The sequence below is a fragment of the Rhodococcus sp. RD6.2 genome (assembly GCF_001040705.1).
Lineage (GTDB): Bacteria > Actinomycetota > Actinomycetes > Mycobacteriales > Mycobacteriaceae > Rhodococcus_G.
On sequence record NZ_CVQP01000006.1, the window covers coordinates 629,049 to 645,174 of the forward strand.

Here is a 16,126-nt window from a genome sequence, read left to right on the forward strand (position 1 = left end):
AGTAATCTTCACGCACGTGAGCCTGGTCCTTTTGCCTGCGGTAGATGTCGTCGACGGTCAAGCTGTTCGCCTCGTTCAGGGAGAGGCAGGCAGCGAGACGAATTACGGCTCGCCGCGCGACGCCGCACTCTCCTGGCAGAACGCAGGCGCCGAGTGGGTGCATCTGGTCGACCTCGACGCCGCATTCGGGCGTGGCTCCAACCGCGACATGCTCGCAGGTGTCATCGGCGAACTCGACGTGAAGGTCGAGTTGTCGGGTGGTATCCGCGACGACGCCTCCCTCGAGGCCGCACTGGCCACCGGCTGCGCCCGCGTCAACCTCGGCACCGCCGCCATCGAGAACCCCGAGTGGTGCGCGAGCGCCATCGCTCGCTTCGGCGACAAGATCGCCGTCGGACTCGACGTCCGGAACGTCGACGGCCGCTACCAGCTCCGCGGCCGCGGGTGGGTCACCGAGGGCGGCGACCTGTTCGAGACACTCGCCCGGCTCGACCGCGACGGGTGCGCACGTTACGTCGTCACCGACGTCTCCAAGGACGGCACCCTCACGGGCCCGAACCTCGACCTGCTGCGCGAGGTGTGCGCCGCCACCGACGCTCCCGTCGTCGCGTCCGGCGGCATCTCCGTTCTGCAGGACGTCGTCGACATCGCCGGTCTGACCGGCCTCGGTGTCGAGGGCGCGATCATCGGCAAGGCGCTGTACGCCGGCCGCTTCACACTGCCCGAGGCCCTCGCCGCGGTCTCCGGATAGTCTCGCCGTATGACGGACCCACACGAGTTGCTCGCGGTGGCCGCGGGTGTGCTCGACGGGGCCGTGGATCGATTCGTCGCCGGAGTCGGGGCGCCCAGCGCGGTTGCCAAGGGGCCGAAGGACTTTGCAACGGCCGTCGACCTCGAGCTCGAGGAGCGGATCTCCGCCGAGCTCGTCGCCCGCACGGGAATTCCGGTGCACGGCGAGGAGTTCGGTGGGCCGGACCTCGGTAGCGGCCTGGTGTGGGTCCTCGATCCCGTAGACGGCACCCTGAACTACTCGGCGGGGCTGCCGATGGCGGGCATCCTGCTCTCGCTCCTGCGCGACGGCGATCCGATCCTCGGATTGACGTGGTTGCCGATGATGAACCGGCGGTACGCCGCGACCGTCGACGGTCCGCTGTACTGCAACGGTGAGGAACTGCCCCGGATGGCGCCGAGGGACCTGGCGGAATCAATGGTCGGGTTCGGGGCGTTCAACCTGGACGGGCGTGGACCGATTCCCGGCGAGTTCCGGGTGCGGGCGCTCGGCGAGGTCAGCCGGGTGTGCCGGCGGTTGCGGATGCACGGGTCGACCGGTGCGGACCTGGCGTTCACAGCGGCCGGCGTCCTGGGTGCGTCGGTCGTGTACGGGTACCACCCGTGGGACAACGCGGCGGGTGTCGCGCTCGTGCGGGCGGCGGGCGGGGTCGTCACCGACCTGGCCGGACAGCCGTGGCACCTCGGGTCGCGGTCGGTGCTCGCGGCCGCGCCGGGTGTGCACCAACAGATCTTGGACATTCTCGTCTCCCTGGGTGACCCGGGGGACTATCGGGACGGCGGAAGTCGGGAAGGATCGACATGAGTGTGGCGGTACGGGTCATCCCGTGTCTGGACGTCGACGCGGGCCGTGTGGTCAAGGGCGTCAACTTCGAGAACCTGCGGGACGCGGGCGACCCGGTGGAATTGGCTGCCGCGTACGACGCGCAGGGCGCCGACGAGCTGACCTTCCTGGACGTGACCGCGTCCAGCGGCGACCGCGGGACGATGATCGACGTCGTGACGCGCACTGCGGAACAGGTGTTCATTCCGCTCACCGTCGGCGGCGGGGTGCGGACCGTCGACGACGTCGATCGATTGCTGCGCGCGGGCGCCGACAAGGTCAGCGTCAACACCGCGGCGATCGCCCGGCCCGAGGTGCTGCGGGAGATGTCGCAGCGGTTCGGCGCGCAGTGCATCGTGTTGTCCGTCGACGCGCGCACCGTCCCCGCGGGTCAGGAACCGACCCCGTCCGGCTGGGAGGTCACCACGCACGGCGGCAAGCGCGGCACCGGTATCGACGCCGTCGAGTGGGCGCAGCGCGGAGCCGAGTTGGGCGTGGGGGAGATCCTGCTGAACTCGATGGACGCCGACGGCACGAAGGCCGGGTTCGACCTGTCGATGATCCGCGCCGTCCGGGCCGCCGTGCACGTTCCGGTGATCGCGAGTGGCGGTGCGGGCCTGGTCGAGCACTTCGCTCCCGCCGTGCAGGCGGGCGCCGACGCGGTGCTCGCCGCGAGCGTCTTCCACTTCGGTGACATGACGATCGGTGACGTCAAGGCATCCATGCGCGCAGAGGGGATCACGGTCCGATGAGCACACTCGACCCCGCCATCGCGGCGCGCCTGAAGCGGAACGAGGCCGGCCTGTTCAGTGCCGTCGCGCAGGAACGGTCCACCGGCGACGTGCTCATGGTCGCGTGGATGGACGACGAAGCCCTCGCGCGGACACTGGAAACCCGTAAGGGAACGTACTTTTCGCGGTCCCGGCAGGAGTACTGGGTCAAGGGCGAGACGTCCGGGCACACCCAGTACGTGCACGAGGTGCGGCTCGACTGCGACGGCGACAGCGTGCTGCTCGTCGTCGATCAGGAGGGCGCGGCGTGCCACACCGGCACGCACACCTGCTTCGACTCCGACGTCCTGCTCGCGCGCCCGTAGTTCGGGCGCAGGCCTTCATCGCCTGTGCGACACGCCGATTCGACGCGCGGCGCGGATCGTGGGCGACGGCACTGGCATCGACTAGCGTCGGTGCGGTCGTGCCAGTCGCGAACGAGGGGGATCCTGAGATGAAGAAGTTGCCCGCACCTGAGCAGATCGCACGCATCCGTCGGGAGGCGCTGCTCAACCGCGCTGTCGAGGCGTACAAGTTCTTCTATCCGACCGTGTCGATGCAGCTCAACTTCGAAGCGCTCGAAGATCTGGGAGCACCCGTGAACCGGGGTTTCCTCATCCAGCTGACCACCCCTGATCTGGTGACGCTCACACAGAACTCGGACACGCCGTACGGTCTCGCCTACGGGGACGCGACCGACGGTCCTGTCGTCGTCGAGGTGCCGGCAGGCCCGATCATGGGCGTCGTCGACGATCAGTACTTCCAGTTCGTCACGAACATGGGATTCGTCGGAGAAGAGAGGGGTGCGGGTGCGAAGTACCTCCTCGTCGGGCCCGGCTACGACGGTGACCTGCCCGACGGATACCTGGTGAAACGCATGCACGCCAACAGATTCCTCGTGTGTGCGCGGGCTCCCTTCCCTGACCCGGAGGAGGGCAAGGCGCTCCTGCGAACCCTGCGGCTCTATCCGCTCGCCGATGCCGCGCATGCCCCGGAGAACACGTTCGTGGACATGTCGGAACGCAAGGCCGTCGCGAATCCCTGCGTCGTCGACGGCACCTTCGAGTTCTGGAACGTCGTCAAGCGCGCGCTGGACGGGGATGTAGCTTCGGCGACCTACTACAACGAGTTCGGAATGCTGGCCGACCTCGGTCTGCGCAGGGATCGGGCGTTCACGCCGGACTCGGCGACGGCCGCAGTGCTCACGGAAGCCGCGGAGAAGGCGAACGAGCAACTGGTCGTCGCTGCCTTCGCCGACGAGGATCCGCAACGCCTGGTCTGGCCGGACCGCCGCTGGGAATGGGTCGTGTACTCCGAGGGTGACAACGGCTACTACGAACGCGACTTCCTGCACCTCTCCGTCCGTGAGCGCTGGTTCTACCAGGCCACGCTCGAAACGCCTGCGATGTTCCGCCACTCCGAGGGTGCGGGTTCGCTCTACTGGCTTGCGAACGTCGACGACGAGGAAGCGCCTCTCGACGGCGCGAACACCTACGTGCTGACTGTTCCGGCTCCCGTTCCGGCAGCACAATTCTGGTCGGTGACCCTCTACGACCTGGACACCCGATCCGAGATCAACACCCCACAGTTCAAGCCGGTGCTGACCTCGCTCCGTGACGAGCTGACTCCCGATTCGGCAGGGAACATCACGCTGTACTTCGGTCCCGAACGTCCCGACGGAAATGTGCCGTGGCTGCAGACGAACCCCGGGAACAGTTGGTTCGCGTACTTCCGCGTCTACGGCCCGGGCGCCGCCGCGTTCGATGGCAGCTGGAAACCGTCGAACTTCAGCCGGCTGTAGGCGGCGGCTGCCTCAGGGTGCCGTGACGCCGAGCGACAGCGCACCGAGCACCTTCGGGACGCCGTGCTCGTAGAAGGTGTCGAGATCCTGGATCTCGAAGCCGCCTTCGCGCACCAGGTCGGGGATCTGCCGGGTGAGATGGCAGCCGCCGGCGACCCGCTTCTGGATCGGCTCGAGACGCCGCTGCCAGCGCTGCACGCCCTCGTCCGGGGCCAGTCCGTGCTCGACGAAGTGCAGCGTCCCGCCTGGCTTGAGCACGCGGCGCATCTCGAGCAGGGCGGTGTGGACGTCGGGGATGGTGCACATCGTCCACGTGGACAGGGCGCAGTCGAAACTGTCGTCGGGGAACGGCAACGACTGCCCGTCGAGGCCGGACCGTTGGATCGGCACGCTCGCAGTCGCGAGCCGCGATTGCGCCAGCTTCCAGCCGAGGTCGGCGGGTTCCACGGCGGCGACGGAGTCCACGGTGTCCGGGTAGAACGGAATGTTCAGCCCGGACCCGAATCCGATCTCGACAACGCGTCCGTGCAGTCCGGAGCACGCGCTGCGGCGTAGGTGCTCGAGTGAGGACAGGCCGCACGAGACGTTGACCAGGCGCGGTACGAAGTGATCGTCGTAGAACCCCATGTCGTTCTCCTTCGGTTCCGGTATCAGCATCCCACGCTCGGCGGGCGGCGGCGGGTGCCACACGTCTACCATCGCTCACCGTGACAACTCCCGGTGACCTGCGGCGAACTCTCAGACTGTTCGACGCGACCGTGATCGGCGTGGGATCGATGGTCGGGGCAGGAATATTCGTGGCACTGGCGCCCGCCGCGCAGGCTGCCAGGACGGGGTTGCTCGTCGGACTGGCGGTCGCGGCGGTGGTCGCGTACTGCAACGCGACCTCTTCGGCACGCCTGGCAGCGCAGTACCCGACGTCCGGAGGAACGTACGTCTACGGTCGTGAACGCCTCGGCGAGCTCTGGGGTTTCCTCGCGGGGTGGAGTTTCGTCGTCGGAAAGACGGCCTCGTGCGCTGCGATGGCGCTGACCGTCGGCGCCTATGCGTGGCCCGACCACGCCCGCACCGTCGCGGCGGTCTCCGTGATCGCACTGACGGCGGTGAACTATCGCGGAATCAGCAAGTCCGCCACTTTGACTCGCCTGATCGTGGCGGTGGTGTCGGCCGTCCTCGTCGCGGTCGTGATCGCGGTCCTCGGATCCGGTGCGGTCGACACCGGAGCGCTGACAGACGAATCGGGGACGACCGTCGCCGGCGTTCTCCAGGCTGCCGGACTGCTGTTCTTTGCGTTCGCCGGCTATGCACGCATCGCCACCCTCGGTGAGGAGGTGCGTGATCCGGAGCGGACCATCCCCCGCGCGATCGGCATCGCCCTGGCGGTCGCGTTGATCGTGTACGCGACCGTCTCGGTGTCCGTGTTGCTCGTGCTCGGGTCCGACGGCCTGGCGTCCTCGGCTGCGCCGCTGCTCGACGCGGTCCGCGCGGCAGGTGCGAGCGGGTTGGTACCGGTCGTGGTCGCCGGTGCCGCGGTCGCGGCGCTCGGCTCGCTGCTGTCCCTGATCCTCGGGGTCTCACGGACGGCATTGGCGATGGCGCGCGACCACAGGTTGCCCCACGTCCTCGCCGCGGTGCACCCGAGGTTCGGTGTCCCGCATCGCGCCGAACTCGCCGTCTGCGTGACGGTGGTGATCCTGGTGATCACCGTCGACGTCCGGGATGCCATCGGGTTCTCGTCGTTCGGCGTCCTCGTCTACTACGCGATCGCCAACGCCGCCGCCTGGACCCTCACGCGCGCGGAGCGGCGACCACCGAGGATCGTCCCGATCACCGGACTCGGCGGATGTGTCGTCCTCGCCGTCGCACTGCCCGCGTGGTCGGTGGTCGCAGGCGTCGGGGTTCTCGCTGCGGGCACCCTCGTCCACGCGGTGCAGGCGTGCCGCGTCAGAGTCGGTCGCTGAGCCCCGGACCGTTGCTCACGGACGTTGGTAGACGTCCGGGATGCCGTCATTGTCGGAGTCGTTGGACTGTCGCTCGTACAGTTCGCGATGCGCGCGGTTGCGAATGCGAAGTGCGACGGTCGCCAGCAGAGCCGACGCGAGGCTCCCGACGAGGACACCGACCTTGACGTGGTCGATGCGCGTCTCGTCCCCGGCGAAGGCGAGATCACCGATGAGCAGTGACACCGTGAATCCGATGCCGCCGAGGAGTGCGACGGCGGCGACGTCGAGCCAGCGCAGTCCCTCCGACAGGCCGGTGCGGGTCACCTTCGCCGTCAAGTAGCTGGCCCCGGTGATGCCGACCGCCTTGCCGATCACGAGGCCGGCGATGATGCCGATGGCGACGGGGTCGGTGAGGGTGTTGAGAAAGCCGTCGATGCCGCCGACCGTCACGCCCGCCGCGAAGAACGCGAACACCGGGACGGCGAATCCTGCGGAGAACGGCCGGATTCGGTGCTCGAAGTGCTCCGCGAGGCCGGGGCCCGCGTCGGGTCCGCCCGCAGCCTTGCTCCGGAGGACGGGGACAGTGAGGCCGAGGGCGACACCCGCGATCGTGGCGTGGATCCCGGACTGGTGCAGCAGCGCCCAGGTGACGACGGCGAGTGGGATGAGAATCCACCAGGTTCGGATGCGCTTCTGGACCGCGATCGCGAAAAGGACCAGCGGAATCAGTGCGGCGCCGAGGTAGGCGAAGTGGATCTCGTCGGTGTAGAAGACCGCGATCACGGTGATCGCCAGCAGGTCGTCAACCACAGCCAGTGTCAGTAGGAAGGTGCGCAACGCCAGCGGTAGGTGCGAACTGATCACCGCGAGGATGGCCACGGCGAAAGCGATGTCCGTCGCGGTCGGAATCGCCCAGCCGTGGACCCCGCCCGAACCGGAACTGACGGTTACGACGACGAAGATGACGGCGGGCACCAACATGCCGCCGATGGCCGCCATGACAGGGAGCGCGGCCCGCCTGGGGTCGCGCAGGTCACCGGCGACGAACTCGCGTTTGAGTTCGAGTCCGACGACGAAGAAGAAGATGGCGAGCAGGCCGTCCGCCGCCCACAGGGACAGCGGAAGGTTGAGATGCAGGCCCGCCGGCCCGATCGTGAAGTCGCTGATCGTGTAGTAGCTCGCCGACCAGGGCGAATTCGCCCAGATCAGTGCGGTGGCCGCGGCGATCAGCAGCAGAATGCCGCCGACCGTTTCCTTGCGGAGGATCGCGGCGATCCGCGACGTCTCGGGCCAGGAACCCGGCGTGAACAGTGGGAGGTTGGCAAAAGGTCGGCTCATGAGGTCTTTCCGTGCGGACCGTGGGACGCCGGGATGTCGGCGTCTGCGATCGAGTCGGACCGTCGTGGCGGTCCAGGGCAGCGGTCAGCGCCGAGAGGGTGGGCAGCCGGCGAGTTTGCCGTGCGCGTTGGTGCCCCACAAGGTCGTGTACCCGTTCGTTCCGCCGGGGAATTCGTTCCGGTCGAGCTGCGGCCGATTCGGTCGGCGGAGCGCGCTTGTCCGCGCGATGTACGGGGGGACCGTAGAAAGCTCGTACGGATCCCAGGCGAGGCTGGAGTCGGCACGGTGCATCCGTCTATCCTACCGGGCGGTCGCCCCGCCGCCCGCGCATTCGTGACTCCGCGGCGGTGCACACCGTCCGTGCGTGGGGTTGAGCCTGGCGCCGTTCTCGCTTTCCGGAAACTAGCGACAGCAGTTCGGGTCGAGCACCAGGCGGAGTGCGTCGAGGGAGTCGGCGCGGGCGCTGTAGAAGACGTTCATCCCGCGGCGGGTGGGCTCGACCATGCCGGCCTTCTTGAGTTGGCCGAGGTGATGGCTGACGGTCGATTCGGCGAGCCCGACGCCGGTGGCCAGGTCGCAGGTGCAGACCTCGCCGCTGTCCGCGGTGAGCAGGATCGACATCAGCTTGATCCGGACCGGATCGGCGAGGGCCTTGAGTCGAAGCGCCACCTGCAGTGCCGCGTCGTCGCTTATCGGGGCCGCGGAGACCGGGGCGCAGCAGATGGGTGCTGTGACGTCAACGATCGGCAGGGCCTTGGGCATGACCGAATGCTACCGACCTACTTGACTTATGTCGAAATGGTGGGACTCTGTAGGTGCCCTTATTCGACATATGTCACACACGTGGAGGCTGTCATGTCACGCGCCCAGCTCGCACTCAACGTCGACGACCTGCAGGAATCGGTCGCCTTCTACTCCAAGCTGTTCAACACCCAGCCGGCGAAGCTCAAGCCCGGCTACGCAAACTTCGCCATCGCGGAACCGCCCCTCAAGCTGGTGCTGCTCGAGAACCCGGGACAGGGCGGAACCGTCAACCACCTCGGCGTCGAGGTCGAATCGTCGGCGAAGGTGCACGAGGAGATCGCCCGCCTGACCGGGGAGGGTCTGTTCACCGACGAGGAGATCGGCACCACCTGCTGCTTCGCCACCCAGGACAAGGTGTGGGTCACCGGCCCGGCGGGGGAGAAGTGGGAGGTCTACACCGTCCTCGCCGACTCCGACACCTTCGGCTCCAGCCCCCGGCGCCTCGACATCGACTCCGCAGGTGGCGTGTGCTGCGGCACCGCTACCGACGAGGAGGCGCCCGCCGGGTCGTCTTGTTGCTGACGCCGGAGCACCAGTTCGGCCGCCGACAGGGCGGCCGAACTCGTCCGCGCAGTGTCGGGTAGGTGGTAGGCGCGCTCACTCGGTTGCGCTGTCTCCGCAGCCTTCTCGAGTCAGTGCCCGCAGTGCTTCGACGCCCACGGGTTCGGCGGCGAGCATCGGTACCACGGCGCATCGTGTGGCATGGTCAGCGGTGACGGCCCTCAGTTCGGTCGCCTCCGCCGCCGCGCGGCACCGCAACAGCGGCGAGGACGGCGCCGCAGCTGCAAGGGAGTTGTTGACCACCCACGCCCACGGATCGATACCGGCCCGCTCGAGGTCAGCCTGCAGGCCCGCCGCTTCGAGGCGCGGGGTGGTTTCGGCGAGGGTGACCAGGACGATCTTGGTCTCGTCCGGATCCTGCAGCCGCATCAACGGCGTGGTGAAGTTCGCGTTCTCGCCCATCTGCCGGGCGATCTCGCGATGGTAGGAACCGGTGGCGTCGAGCAGCAGCAAGGTGTGCCCGGTGGGGGCGGTGTCGACGACGACGAACTTGCGTCGGGACTCGTGGATGACCCGCGAGAACGCCTGGAAGACAGCGACTTCCTCGGTGCACGGTGACTTCAGATCCTCGGTCAGCGCGGCGCGGCCCTGCTCGTCCAGCACTGCCCCCTTCGACTTCAGGACGCGGGTGCGGTACTGCTCGGAGGCCTCCGCCGGGTCGATCCGCGAGACCACGAGGTTCGCGACGGCACCGGCGAGGGTGTCGGTCAGGTGCGCCGCGGGATCGGTGGTGGTCAGGTGCACCTGGTGGCCGCGGTCGGCCAACGCGATCGCCACCGTCGCGGCAAGGGTGGTCTTCCCGACACCACCCTTGCCCATGAACATGATCAGCCCGTGATCGTCTGCGGCGAGCTCGTCCACGAGAGTCGACAGAGACGCGGTGTCGGTGACCGCTCCCGGCTCGGTGGTGGGAGCCGCCGGTTCGGCGACAGGCGTCGTGGTGAACAGTGAGTCGAGGGCGGCGATGCCGACCATGTTGGTGGGTTTGAGTTCGATCTCGTCGACGGGCAGCGTACGCAGGTTCACCGGCAGCGCATCCAGGAGAGCGCGTTCGCGTCGGTGGATCGCAGTGTCGAGGGCATCGCGCCCGTCCGGCGCCGGGAGCAGTCCGTTCACGACGACGTACTGATGGGCCAGGCCGATGTCGGCGAGCTCGGTCCGGGTGCGGGCGACTTCCGCGATCGGTGCTCGCTGCGCCCGGGTCACCAGCACCAGTCGAGTGCGGTCGGGGTCGGCGAGGGCGCTGACGGCGTCGGCGTAGATGCTGCGCTGCTTGCCGAGACCGGCAAGTGGGCCGAGGCACGAGGCATCACCCTTGCCGTCATCGAGAAATTCGGTCCATGACCCGGGGAGTTGAAGCAGCCGGATGGTGTGGCCGGTCGGGGCCGTGTCGAACAGGACGTGGTCGAACCCGCCGGTGACGCCGTCGGTGTCGGTCAGCAGCGCGGTGAACTCGTTGAACGACGCGATCTCGGTGGTGCACGACCCCGAGAGCTGTTCGGTGATGGAGGCGATCTCGGCGTCGGGCAGCAGCCCGCGGACGGGCCCGACGATCCGTTCCCGGTAGGCGTCGGCTGCCTGCTGCGGGTCGATCTCGAGCGTGGACAGCCTCGGCACCGCGGGCACGGCGGTGACGGTGTTGCCGATGCGCAGTCCGAACACCTGCCCGACGTTCGAGGCCGGATCGGTGGACACGAGCAGCACCTTCTTGCCGGCGCGGGCGAGGGCGATCGCTGACGCGCACGCGACGGAGGTCTTCCCGACCCCGCCCTTTCCGGTGAAGAACAGGAATCGGGGCGGGTTGTCGAGAAACTTCATGTCGGAGAGTCCTTTTCAGCAGCAGGTCGAGGGTGCCGAGTCGTCGCCGCAGCAGCCTGCGTCGGCGTTCGCGGTCTCGGTCAGGCCCAGCATCGTGACTCCCGCCGGAGCGGCGACCATGGCTGCCGAGGTGTCGAGCCCGGCCCACTTCGCGAGCTGGGCCCGGTTCGGGTAGCGGCCCGTGATCGCGATGACACCGTCGACGAGGACCAGCGGAAGCCCTTCCGACCCCGAGAGTTTCAGGAATGCGGCGACCGGTTCCCGCTGTGCGAACGCCAGCGGTTCACTGGCCAGGTTGACGCGGGTGATCTCGCCGCCCTGGAAGCGGACCCAGTCCATGTCGGCGGAGAAGGTCACCAACGCCTGGTCGACGTCGTCGCCGCAGACGCCGGTGTTACAGCACAGGGCGGGTTCGAAAACTCCATGGTGCTCAACGGATCTCCTGGTGTTGTCGGGTGAGGCGGATGGCGAGGTCGGCGACGCGGGCGGCGATGTCGTCGCGCACGAGCCGCATCCGCTCGATGCCGTCGATGCCGCGTTCGGACGGCTCGTCGGTGTCCCAGTTCTCGAAGGTGGTGCCCGGCACCTCGTCGACGTGGGCTTCGCGGCCGAGGGTGACCACGACGTCAACGTCGCGAACCAGCTGCGGGTCCACCGGTTTCGGGGTCTCGGAGGTGATGTCGACGCCGACCTCGAGCAGGGACTCGGCCGAGAGCGCGTTGACGGCAGTACCGGGTTTGATGCCGGCGGAGTGCACGGTGACGGTGTCACCGGCGGCGGCGCGCATCAGCCCGGCCGCCATCTGGGACTTGCCGCCGTTCTTCACGCACACGAACAGCACCGAGGGTGTGCTCATCGAAATGGGTCCTTTCAGGGATCGGGTCAGTCGTCGAGGTCGAGTTCGGCCACAGCGGATTTGGCGGTGCGGCCCACGCCGAGGATCGTGGCCGACCCTGGTCCTGTCCAGTCGCCGTAGCCGAGCAGGTGCAGGCGCGGTTCCTTCAGCGCGCGGGTCCCGATGGTGGGCACGGCGCCGTCCTGGCCGCGCAGCCGCAGCGGCCTCAGATGGCCGAGGGCGGGCCTGAACCCCGTCGCCCACACCACGATGTCAGCGTGCTGCCGCCGGTCACCCCAGGCGATCCCGTCCGTGGTGAGGCGGTCGAACATCGGCAGGGCCGTCAGCGCACCACGTTCACGCGCGGCCAGCACCTCCGGAACCATCACGATGTCACCGAGAGCCGCGACGCCACCGGGATCGGGTCGCCCGGCGGCCAGGGCTGCGGCGCGGCGTGCCGCGACCTCGAACAGCGCCCGCCCGTCGACGCCGTCGGCAAGAAACCGCGGTGGACGGCTGGTCACCCACGTGGTCGACGCGGTCGTCGAGATCTCCGCGACGAGCTGGGCTGCGGAGTTGCCGCCCCCGACGACCACCACGTCGGCGCCGGCGAACTCGTCCGGGGTGCGGTAGTCGACGGTGTGCAACTGGCGGCCCGTGAATGTGCGTGCGCCGGGGTAGATCGGCCAGAACGGCTGCTGCCAGGTCCCCGTTGCGCTGATGACCCGGCGTGCCCGCCAGATCCGGGTACCCGCCTCGACCATCAGGTCGCTGCCGTCGCGGCGGACAGCGGCCGCCCGCACAGGACGCTCGACCGGCAGGTCGTAGCGGGCTTCGTAGGACGTGAGGTAGTCCACGACATGACCGGCGGGCGGGAACCCGTCCTGCCAGTGGGGCATCGGCCACCCCGGCAGGGTCGCGTACTCCGCCGGAGAGAACAGGCGCAGCGACGGCCACATGTGCGGCCACGCCCCGCCCGGCGTGGGCTGGTCGTCGAGGATCACGAACCGGTGCCCGGTGCGCCGCAGGTAGTAGCCGGCCGCCAGACCTGCCTGGCCGCCGCCGATCACAACCACATCGACACTCGTCGCCATCAGATCAACCTGCAGTTCAGCGGCCTGCGGAGGCGGCAGTCAGCTCCACGATCAACGCCTCGACCTTGGTCTTGATCTCGTCGCGGATCGGGCGGACCGCCTCGATGCCCAGGCCGGCCGGGTCCTCGAGGACCCAGTCGCGGTATGACTTGCCGGGGAAGACCGGGCAGGTGTCGCCGCACCCCATGGTAATCACCACGTCGGAGGCCTGCACCGCGTCGACGGTAAGGAACTTCGGGTTCTCGGCGGAGATGTCGATGCCGAGCTCCGCCATTGCTTCGACTGCGGCCGGGTTGACCTGGTTGGCGGGTGCGGAGCCGGCGGAGCGGACCTCGATCCGATCGCCGGCGAGCGCGGTGAGGAAGCCCGCGGCCATCTGGGATCGCCCGGCGTTGTGCACGCAGACGAACAGGACGCTCGGGGTAGTGGACATGCACAGTCCCTTTCGAAGAGGAGGGTCGGACAGACTGGACGAGTCAGTCAGGTGATAGCGGTGGACACGAGCTCGCGGAACAGGACGCTGATCCTGCGGCACCAGCAATTCTGGCTGCGACCGGTGTTCGTCAGTGCGCAGTTCCCTCGTCGAGCGACCGATCGGGTCAGGGCTTCGTGGCCGACACGGACAATCTCGTGGTGGGGGTGAAGCGCTTACGTAGCGCGAGTGAGACATACACGAGGCCGACGAGGACGGGGACCTCGATCAGCGGCCCGACCACCCCGGCCAGCGCCTGCCCGGACGTGGCGCCGTAGGTGGCGATCGCGACCGCGATGGCGAGTTCGAAGTTGTTGCCCGCCGCGGTGAACGCGAGTGTGGTGGTGCGCTCGTACCCGAGGCCCATCACTGCCCCGAGGAGGTATCCGCCGCCCCACATCACTGCGAAGTACACCAGCAGCGGGATCGCGATGCGCACGACGTCGACCGGATTGGAGGTGATCTGGTCACCTTGCAGGGCGAAGAGGATCACGATGGTGAACAGCAGCCCGTACAGCGCCCACGGCCCGATCCGCGGCAGGAACTTCGACTCGTACCACTCACGGCCCTTGGCCTTTTCGCCGTAGCGGCGGGTCAGGTAGCCGGCGAGCAGAGGGATGCCGAGGAAGATCAGCACCGACTTGGCAATCTGCCACGGTGAGGTGTCGATCGTGGTCTGTTCCAGGCCCAGCCAACCCGGCAGGACCGACAGGTAGAACCAGCCGAGGACGGCGAACATGACCACCTGAAACACCGAGTTGATCGCTACCAGTACGGCCGCGGCCTCGCGGTCACCGCACGCTAGGTCGTTCCAGATGATCACCATCGCGATGCAACGGGCCAGGCCGACGATGATCAGGCCTGTCCGGTACTCGGGCAGGTCCGCGAGGAAGATCCAGGCCAGGGCGAACATCAGGGCCGGTCCGACGACCCAGTTCAGGACGAGGGAGCCGACCAAGAGCTTGCGGTCGCCGGTGACGGTGTCGAGGCGGTCGTAGCGGACCTTCGCCAGGACCGGGTACATCATGATCAGCAGCCCAAGGGCGATCGGCAGCGAGATACCGTCGATCTCCACTGCGGACAGGACGTCTCCGAGGCCGGGGATCATCCTGCCGAGCAGCAGGCCGGCGACCATGGCGACGCCGATCCACACCGGCAGGAACCGGTCCAGCGTCGAGAGCTTGCCGACGACGGCCGGATGCTCCGTCGTGGTCAGGGTCTCACTCACGCCGAGACCTCCGCGCACTGTACCGACGGCACGGCTGGCTCACCCTCGGTGAGCAGCACCGCCGAGAGTTGCTGCAGCGCGGACGGGATCACCCAGTAGTACACCCAGGTGCCGCGGCGTTCGCAGTCCAGGAGGCCGGCCTCGCGCAGCACCTTGAGGTGATGGGAGATCGTCGGCTGCGACAGGTCGAACGACCTGGAGATGTCACAGACGCACGCCTCGCCGCCGGCGTGGGAGGCGACCAGCGACAGCAGGCGCAGACGCACCGGATCGCCGAGCGCCTTGAACATCCGTGCCAGATCGCCGGCCCAGTCCTCAGTCAGTGGTTCGCGCACCAGCGGCGAACAGCACGCACCGGCGTCCGCCGGCTGTTGTTTCGACATACATCAATATTGACAGATGTCGAAACAACCCGCAAGGAACGTCAAGTGAACTGTCGGTGCGCTCGGATACTGTTGCTGCCCCGAGGGAAGGGGCAAGCGTGACGGATCCGGATCTGAGTCGGTTGCCGATGGGGCAGCGCGAATGGCGGGGGCTCATCGATGCATTGAGTGAACTCGACGACCGCGCAGAGCGGCACTTCCTGGAGTTGAAGTCGCAGATCGATCTGTCCAGCACCGGCGGCGGAGCGAAGGTGGCGAAGTTCATTCTGGGAGCTGCGAATCGAGACCCAGAGCAAGCCTCGAAACGTCTCGCCGGTCACGCGCTCATGGTTCTCGGAGTCAGCCAGGGCTCCGTGTCGGGCCTTCCGTTCTTCGAGGCCAAGGATCTCGAGGACATCGTGAAGAAGTACATCGGCGACGATGGGCCCCGATGGGACTTCGAGCGAGTTCGTGTCGACCAGGACCGCGACATCATCGTCATCAAGGTCGACCCGCCGCGGCCGGGCGATCCCGTCTACACCTGCTACAAGGACGGGCCCGAGAACCTCAAGAACGGTGGCATCTACATCCGTCTCGACGGTCAAACCCGCGAAGCGAGGGGCGGGGAAGTCCGCACACTTCTCAAGCGGGCCGCATCAGCTCGCCCGAGCGCGAACATCGCGGTCTCTATCACCGGCACCGCACTGCCGTTCCGGTGCAGCCCGCAGATCCTCGACAGCTACGTCATGAGTGAACGCACACGACTCGAGGCCGCCTACACGGAGACCATTCGCAAGGAATCTGCACCTATGACCACTACGTCGGTATGGGCACTCGCCACTACCGCGTCGGTGTTCGGCACCGAACCGGAGGACCGCAGCCTCGCGGAATACCGGGCGGAGATCGATGAGTGGGAGGCGGCGATACGCGCTTCCTGGGTCGCGTTCCTCGACGATGCGGCGTCCGCAGTGTGGCCCTGCGCGCGAGTGCGAGTGCGCAATCTCCGCAAGACGTTCATGGAAGGCGTCGAGGTGAAGATTCATCTCGCTGGCCCTGTGGAAGCGGTCGCCAAGCCGCACGATGACGACGACGTGACCAAGAATCTTCCCGCACCGCCGCGCCCTTGGGGACCCAGGGATGCACAGCCGTACACGTGGATGGCAGCTCATCAACCACGTCTCCACGACCTCCAGCTGCCACCTTCGGCTTACCAGCGAGATTCGGTGGTGTTCACCAATTCTGGTTCGGTCGACCTGGAATTGACGCTGAACGAGCTCCGCCCGGACGCCACCTACAACAGCGATGACGGCGAGTTCGTTCTTGTCCTGCGAAGCACGGAGGCCGACCGTATTACGGGAACCTGGACAGCAACTGCTCGCGACCATCACGAGCTGTTCGAGGGTGAACTATCGGTGGAAGTTGCCGACGACCGCGATTTCTCCGCCGGCATCCGGCGGCTACTCACATCGGGTGGGTGACATCTTCACA

17 protein-coding genes and 1 pseudogene are annotated in these 16,126 nt (G+C 67.7%); 8 read left to right on the top strand and 10 right to left on the bottom strand.

Annotation, left to right across the window (positions count from 1 at the left end; genetic code table 11):
- Positions 1 to 16 precede the first annotated feature (16 nt).
- From priA to RHCRD62_RS13180, 5 genes are all read left to right on the top strand, one after another.
- Positions 17 to 751, top strand: a complete 735-nt coding sequence (priA, locus tag RHCRD62_RS13160; RefSeq protein ID WP_050065111.1) for a bifunctional 1-(5-phosphoribosyl)-5-((5-phosphoribosylamino)methylideneamino)imidazole-4-carboxamide isomerase/phosphoribosylanthranilate isomerase PriA — start codon at positions 17 to 19, stop codon at positions 749 to 751.
- A gap of 9 nt (positions 752 to 760) precedes the next feature.
- Positions 761 to 1,594: an inositol monophosphatase family protein gene (locus RHCRD62_RS13165; protein WP_050065112.1), complete on the top strand. Its 834-nt coding sequence runs from the start codon at positions 761 to 763 to the stop codon at positions 1,592 to 1,594.
- Positions 1,591 to 2,364 (top strand): imidazole glycerol phosphate synthase subunit HisF, encoded by a 774-nt coding sequence (gene hisF / locus RHCRD62_RS13170; protein ID WP_050065113.1) that lies wholly within the window; start codon positions 1,591 to 1,593, stop codon positions 2,362 to 2,364. Before RHCRD62_RS13165 ends, hisF begins: the two co-directional genes overlap by 4 nt.
- Positions 2,361 to 2,708 carry a phosphoribosyl-AMP cyclohydrolase gene (gene hisI, locus RHCRD62_RS13175; protein ID WP_050065114.1) on the top strand — a complete coding sequence of 116 codons (348 nt, stop codon included), beginning with the start codon at positions 2,361 to 2,363 and terminating at the stop codon, positions 2,706 to 2,708. The genes hisF and hisI overlap by 4 nt, the downstream gene beginning before the upstream one ends.
- A gap of 128 nt (positions 2,709 to 2,836) precedes the next feature.
- Entirely contained in the window at positions 2,837 to 4,183 is a 1,347-nt protein-coding gene (locus RHCRD62_RS13180) for a DUF1214 domain-containing protein (RefSeq protein WP_050065115.1), read from the top strand.
- 12 nt (positions 4,184 to 4,195) lie between these two features.
- On the opposite strand, the gene RHCRD62_RS13185 is transcribed toward RHCRD62_RS13180, so the two are convergent.
- Positions 4,196 to 4,810 carry a class I SAM-dependent methyltransferase gene (locus RHCRD62_RS13185; protein WP_050065283.1) on the bottom strand — a complete coding sequence of 205 codons (615 nt, stop codon included), beginning with the start codon at positions 4,808 to 4,810 and terminating at the stop codon, positions 4,196 to 4,198.
- Between the two features lie 80 nt (positions 4,811 to 4,890).
- Here RHCRD62_RS13185 and RHCRD62_RS13190 point away from each other — a divergent pair, with 80 nt between their 5' ends.
- Complete coding sequence (locus tag RHCRD62_RS13190) at positions 4,891 to 6,144, top strand: APC family permease (RefSeq protein WP_050065116.1); 1,254 nt, start codon at positions 4,891 to 4,893, stop codon at positions 6,142 to 6,144.
- Positions 6,145 to 6,159: 15 nt separating this feature from the next.
- On the opposite strand, the gene nhaA is transcribed toward RHCRD62_RS13190, so the two are convergent.
- Both nhaA and RHCRD62_RS13200 read right to left on the bottom strand, forming a co-directional pair.
- Positions 6,160 to 7,464: a Na+/H+ antiporter NhaA gene (gene nhaA / locus RHCRD62_RS13195; RefSeq protein ID WP_050065117.1), complete on the bottom strand. Its 1,305-nt coding sequence runs from the start codon at positions 7,462 to 7,464 to the stop codon at positions 6,160 to 6,162.
- A 402-nt stretch (positions 7,465 to 7,866) separates the two neighbouring features.
- On the bottom strand, positions 7,867 to 8,226 hold the full coding sequence (locus tag RHCRD62_RS13200) for an Rv2640c family ArsR-like transcriptional regulator (RefSeq protein WP_050065118.1): 360 nt from the start codon (positions 8,224 to 8,226) through the stop codon (positions 7,867 to 7,869).
- Between the two features lie 93 nt (positions 8,227 to 8,319).
- Here RHCRD62_RS13200 and RHCRD62_RS13205 point away from each other — a divergent pair, with 93 nt between their 5' ends.
- Positions 8,320 to 8,790: an ArsI/CadI family heavy metal resistance metalloenzyme gene (locus tag RHCRD62_RS13205; RefSeq protein ID WP_050065284.1), complete on the top strand. Its 471-nt coding sequence runs from the start codon at positions 8,320 to 8,322 to the stop codon at positions 8,788 to 8,790.
- Between the two features lie 75 nt (positions 8,791 to 8,865).
- Here RHCRD62_RS13205 and arsA read toward each other — a convergent pair whose 3' ends face one another.
- The 7 genes and pseudogenes from arsA to RHCRD62_RS13240 all read right to left on the bottom strand — a co-directional run bounded on the left by arsA (position 8,866) and on the right by RHCRD62_RS13240 (position 14,659).
- Complete coding sequence (arsA, locus tag RHCRD62_RS13210) at positions 8,866 to 10,647, bottom strand: arsenical pump-driving ATPase (RefSeq protein ID WP_050065119.1); 1,782 nt, start codon at positions 10,645 to 10,647, stop codon at positions 8,866 to 8,868.
- 15 nt (positions 10,648 to 10,662) lie between these two features.
- Positions 10,663 to 11,067, bottom strand: a pseudogene (gene arsD / locus RHCRD62_RS13215) (arsenite efflux transporter metallochaperone ArsD); the annotation flags it as partial.
- Positions 11,068 to 11,077: 10 nt separating this feature from the next.
- The gene (locus RHCRD62_RS13220; RefSeq protein ID WP_050065120.1) at positions 11,078 to 11,503 is read right to left on the bottom strand and encodes an arsenate-mycothiol transferase ArsC; all 426 of its coding nucleotides are present in this window, start codon (positions 11,501 to 11,503) and stop codon (positions 11,078 to 11,080) included.
- 26 nt (positions 11,504 to 11,529) lie between these two features.
- Positions 11,530 to 12,576: an ArsO family NAD(P)H-dependent flavin-containing monooxygenase gene (locus tag RHCRD62_RS13225; RefSeq protein ID WP_050065121.1), complete on the bottom strand. Its 1,047-nt coding sequence runs from the start codon at positions 12,574 to 12,576 to the stop codon at positions 11,530 to 11,532.
- A 16-nt stretch (positions 12,577 to 12,592) separates the two neighbouring features.
- Complete coding sequence (locus RHCRD62_RS13230) at positions 12,593 to 13,009, bottom strand: arsenate reductase ArsC (RefSeq protein WP_050065122.1); 417 nt, start codon at positions 13,007 to 13,009, stop codon at positions 12,593 to 12,595.
- Between the two features lie 166 nt (positions 13,010 to 13,175).
- Positions 13,176 to 14,276, bottom strand: a complete 1,101-nt coding sequence (gene arsB, locus RHCRD62_RS13235) for an ACR3 family arsenite efflux transporter (RefSeq protein ID WP_050065286.1) — start codon at positions 14,274 to 14,276, stop codon at positions 13,176 to 13,178.
- The gene (locus RHCRD62_RS13240) at positions 14,273 to 14,659 is read right to left on the bottom strand and encodes an ArsR/SmtB family transcription factor (RefSeq protein ID WP_050065123.1); all 387 of its coding nucleotides are present in this window, start codon (positions 14,657 to 14,659) and stop codon (positions 14,273 to 14,275) included. Before RHCRD62_RS13240 ends, arsB begins: the two co-directional genes overlap by 4 nt.
- Here RHCRD62_RS13240 and RHCRD62_RS13245 point away from each other — a divergent pair.
- Positions 14,599 to 16,116 carry an ATP-binding protein gene (locus tag RHCRD62_RS13245; protein WP_157050898.1) on the top strand — a complete coding sequence of 506 codons (1,518 nt, stop codon included), beginning with the start codon at positions 14,599 to 14,601 and terminating at the stop codon, positions 16,114 to 16,116. The two genes, RHCRD62_RS13240 and RHCRD62_RS13245, sit on opposite strands and share 61 nt — an antisense overlap.
- Positions 16,117 to 16,126 lie beyond the last annotated feature (10 nt).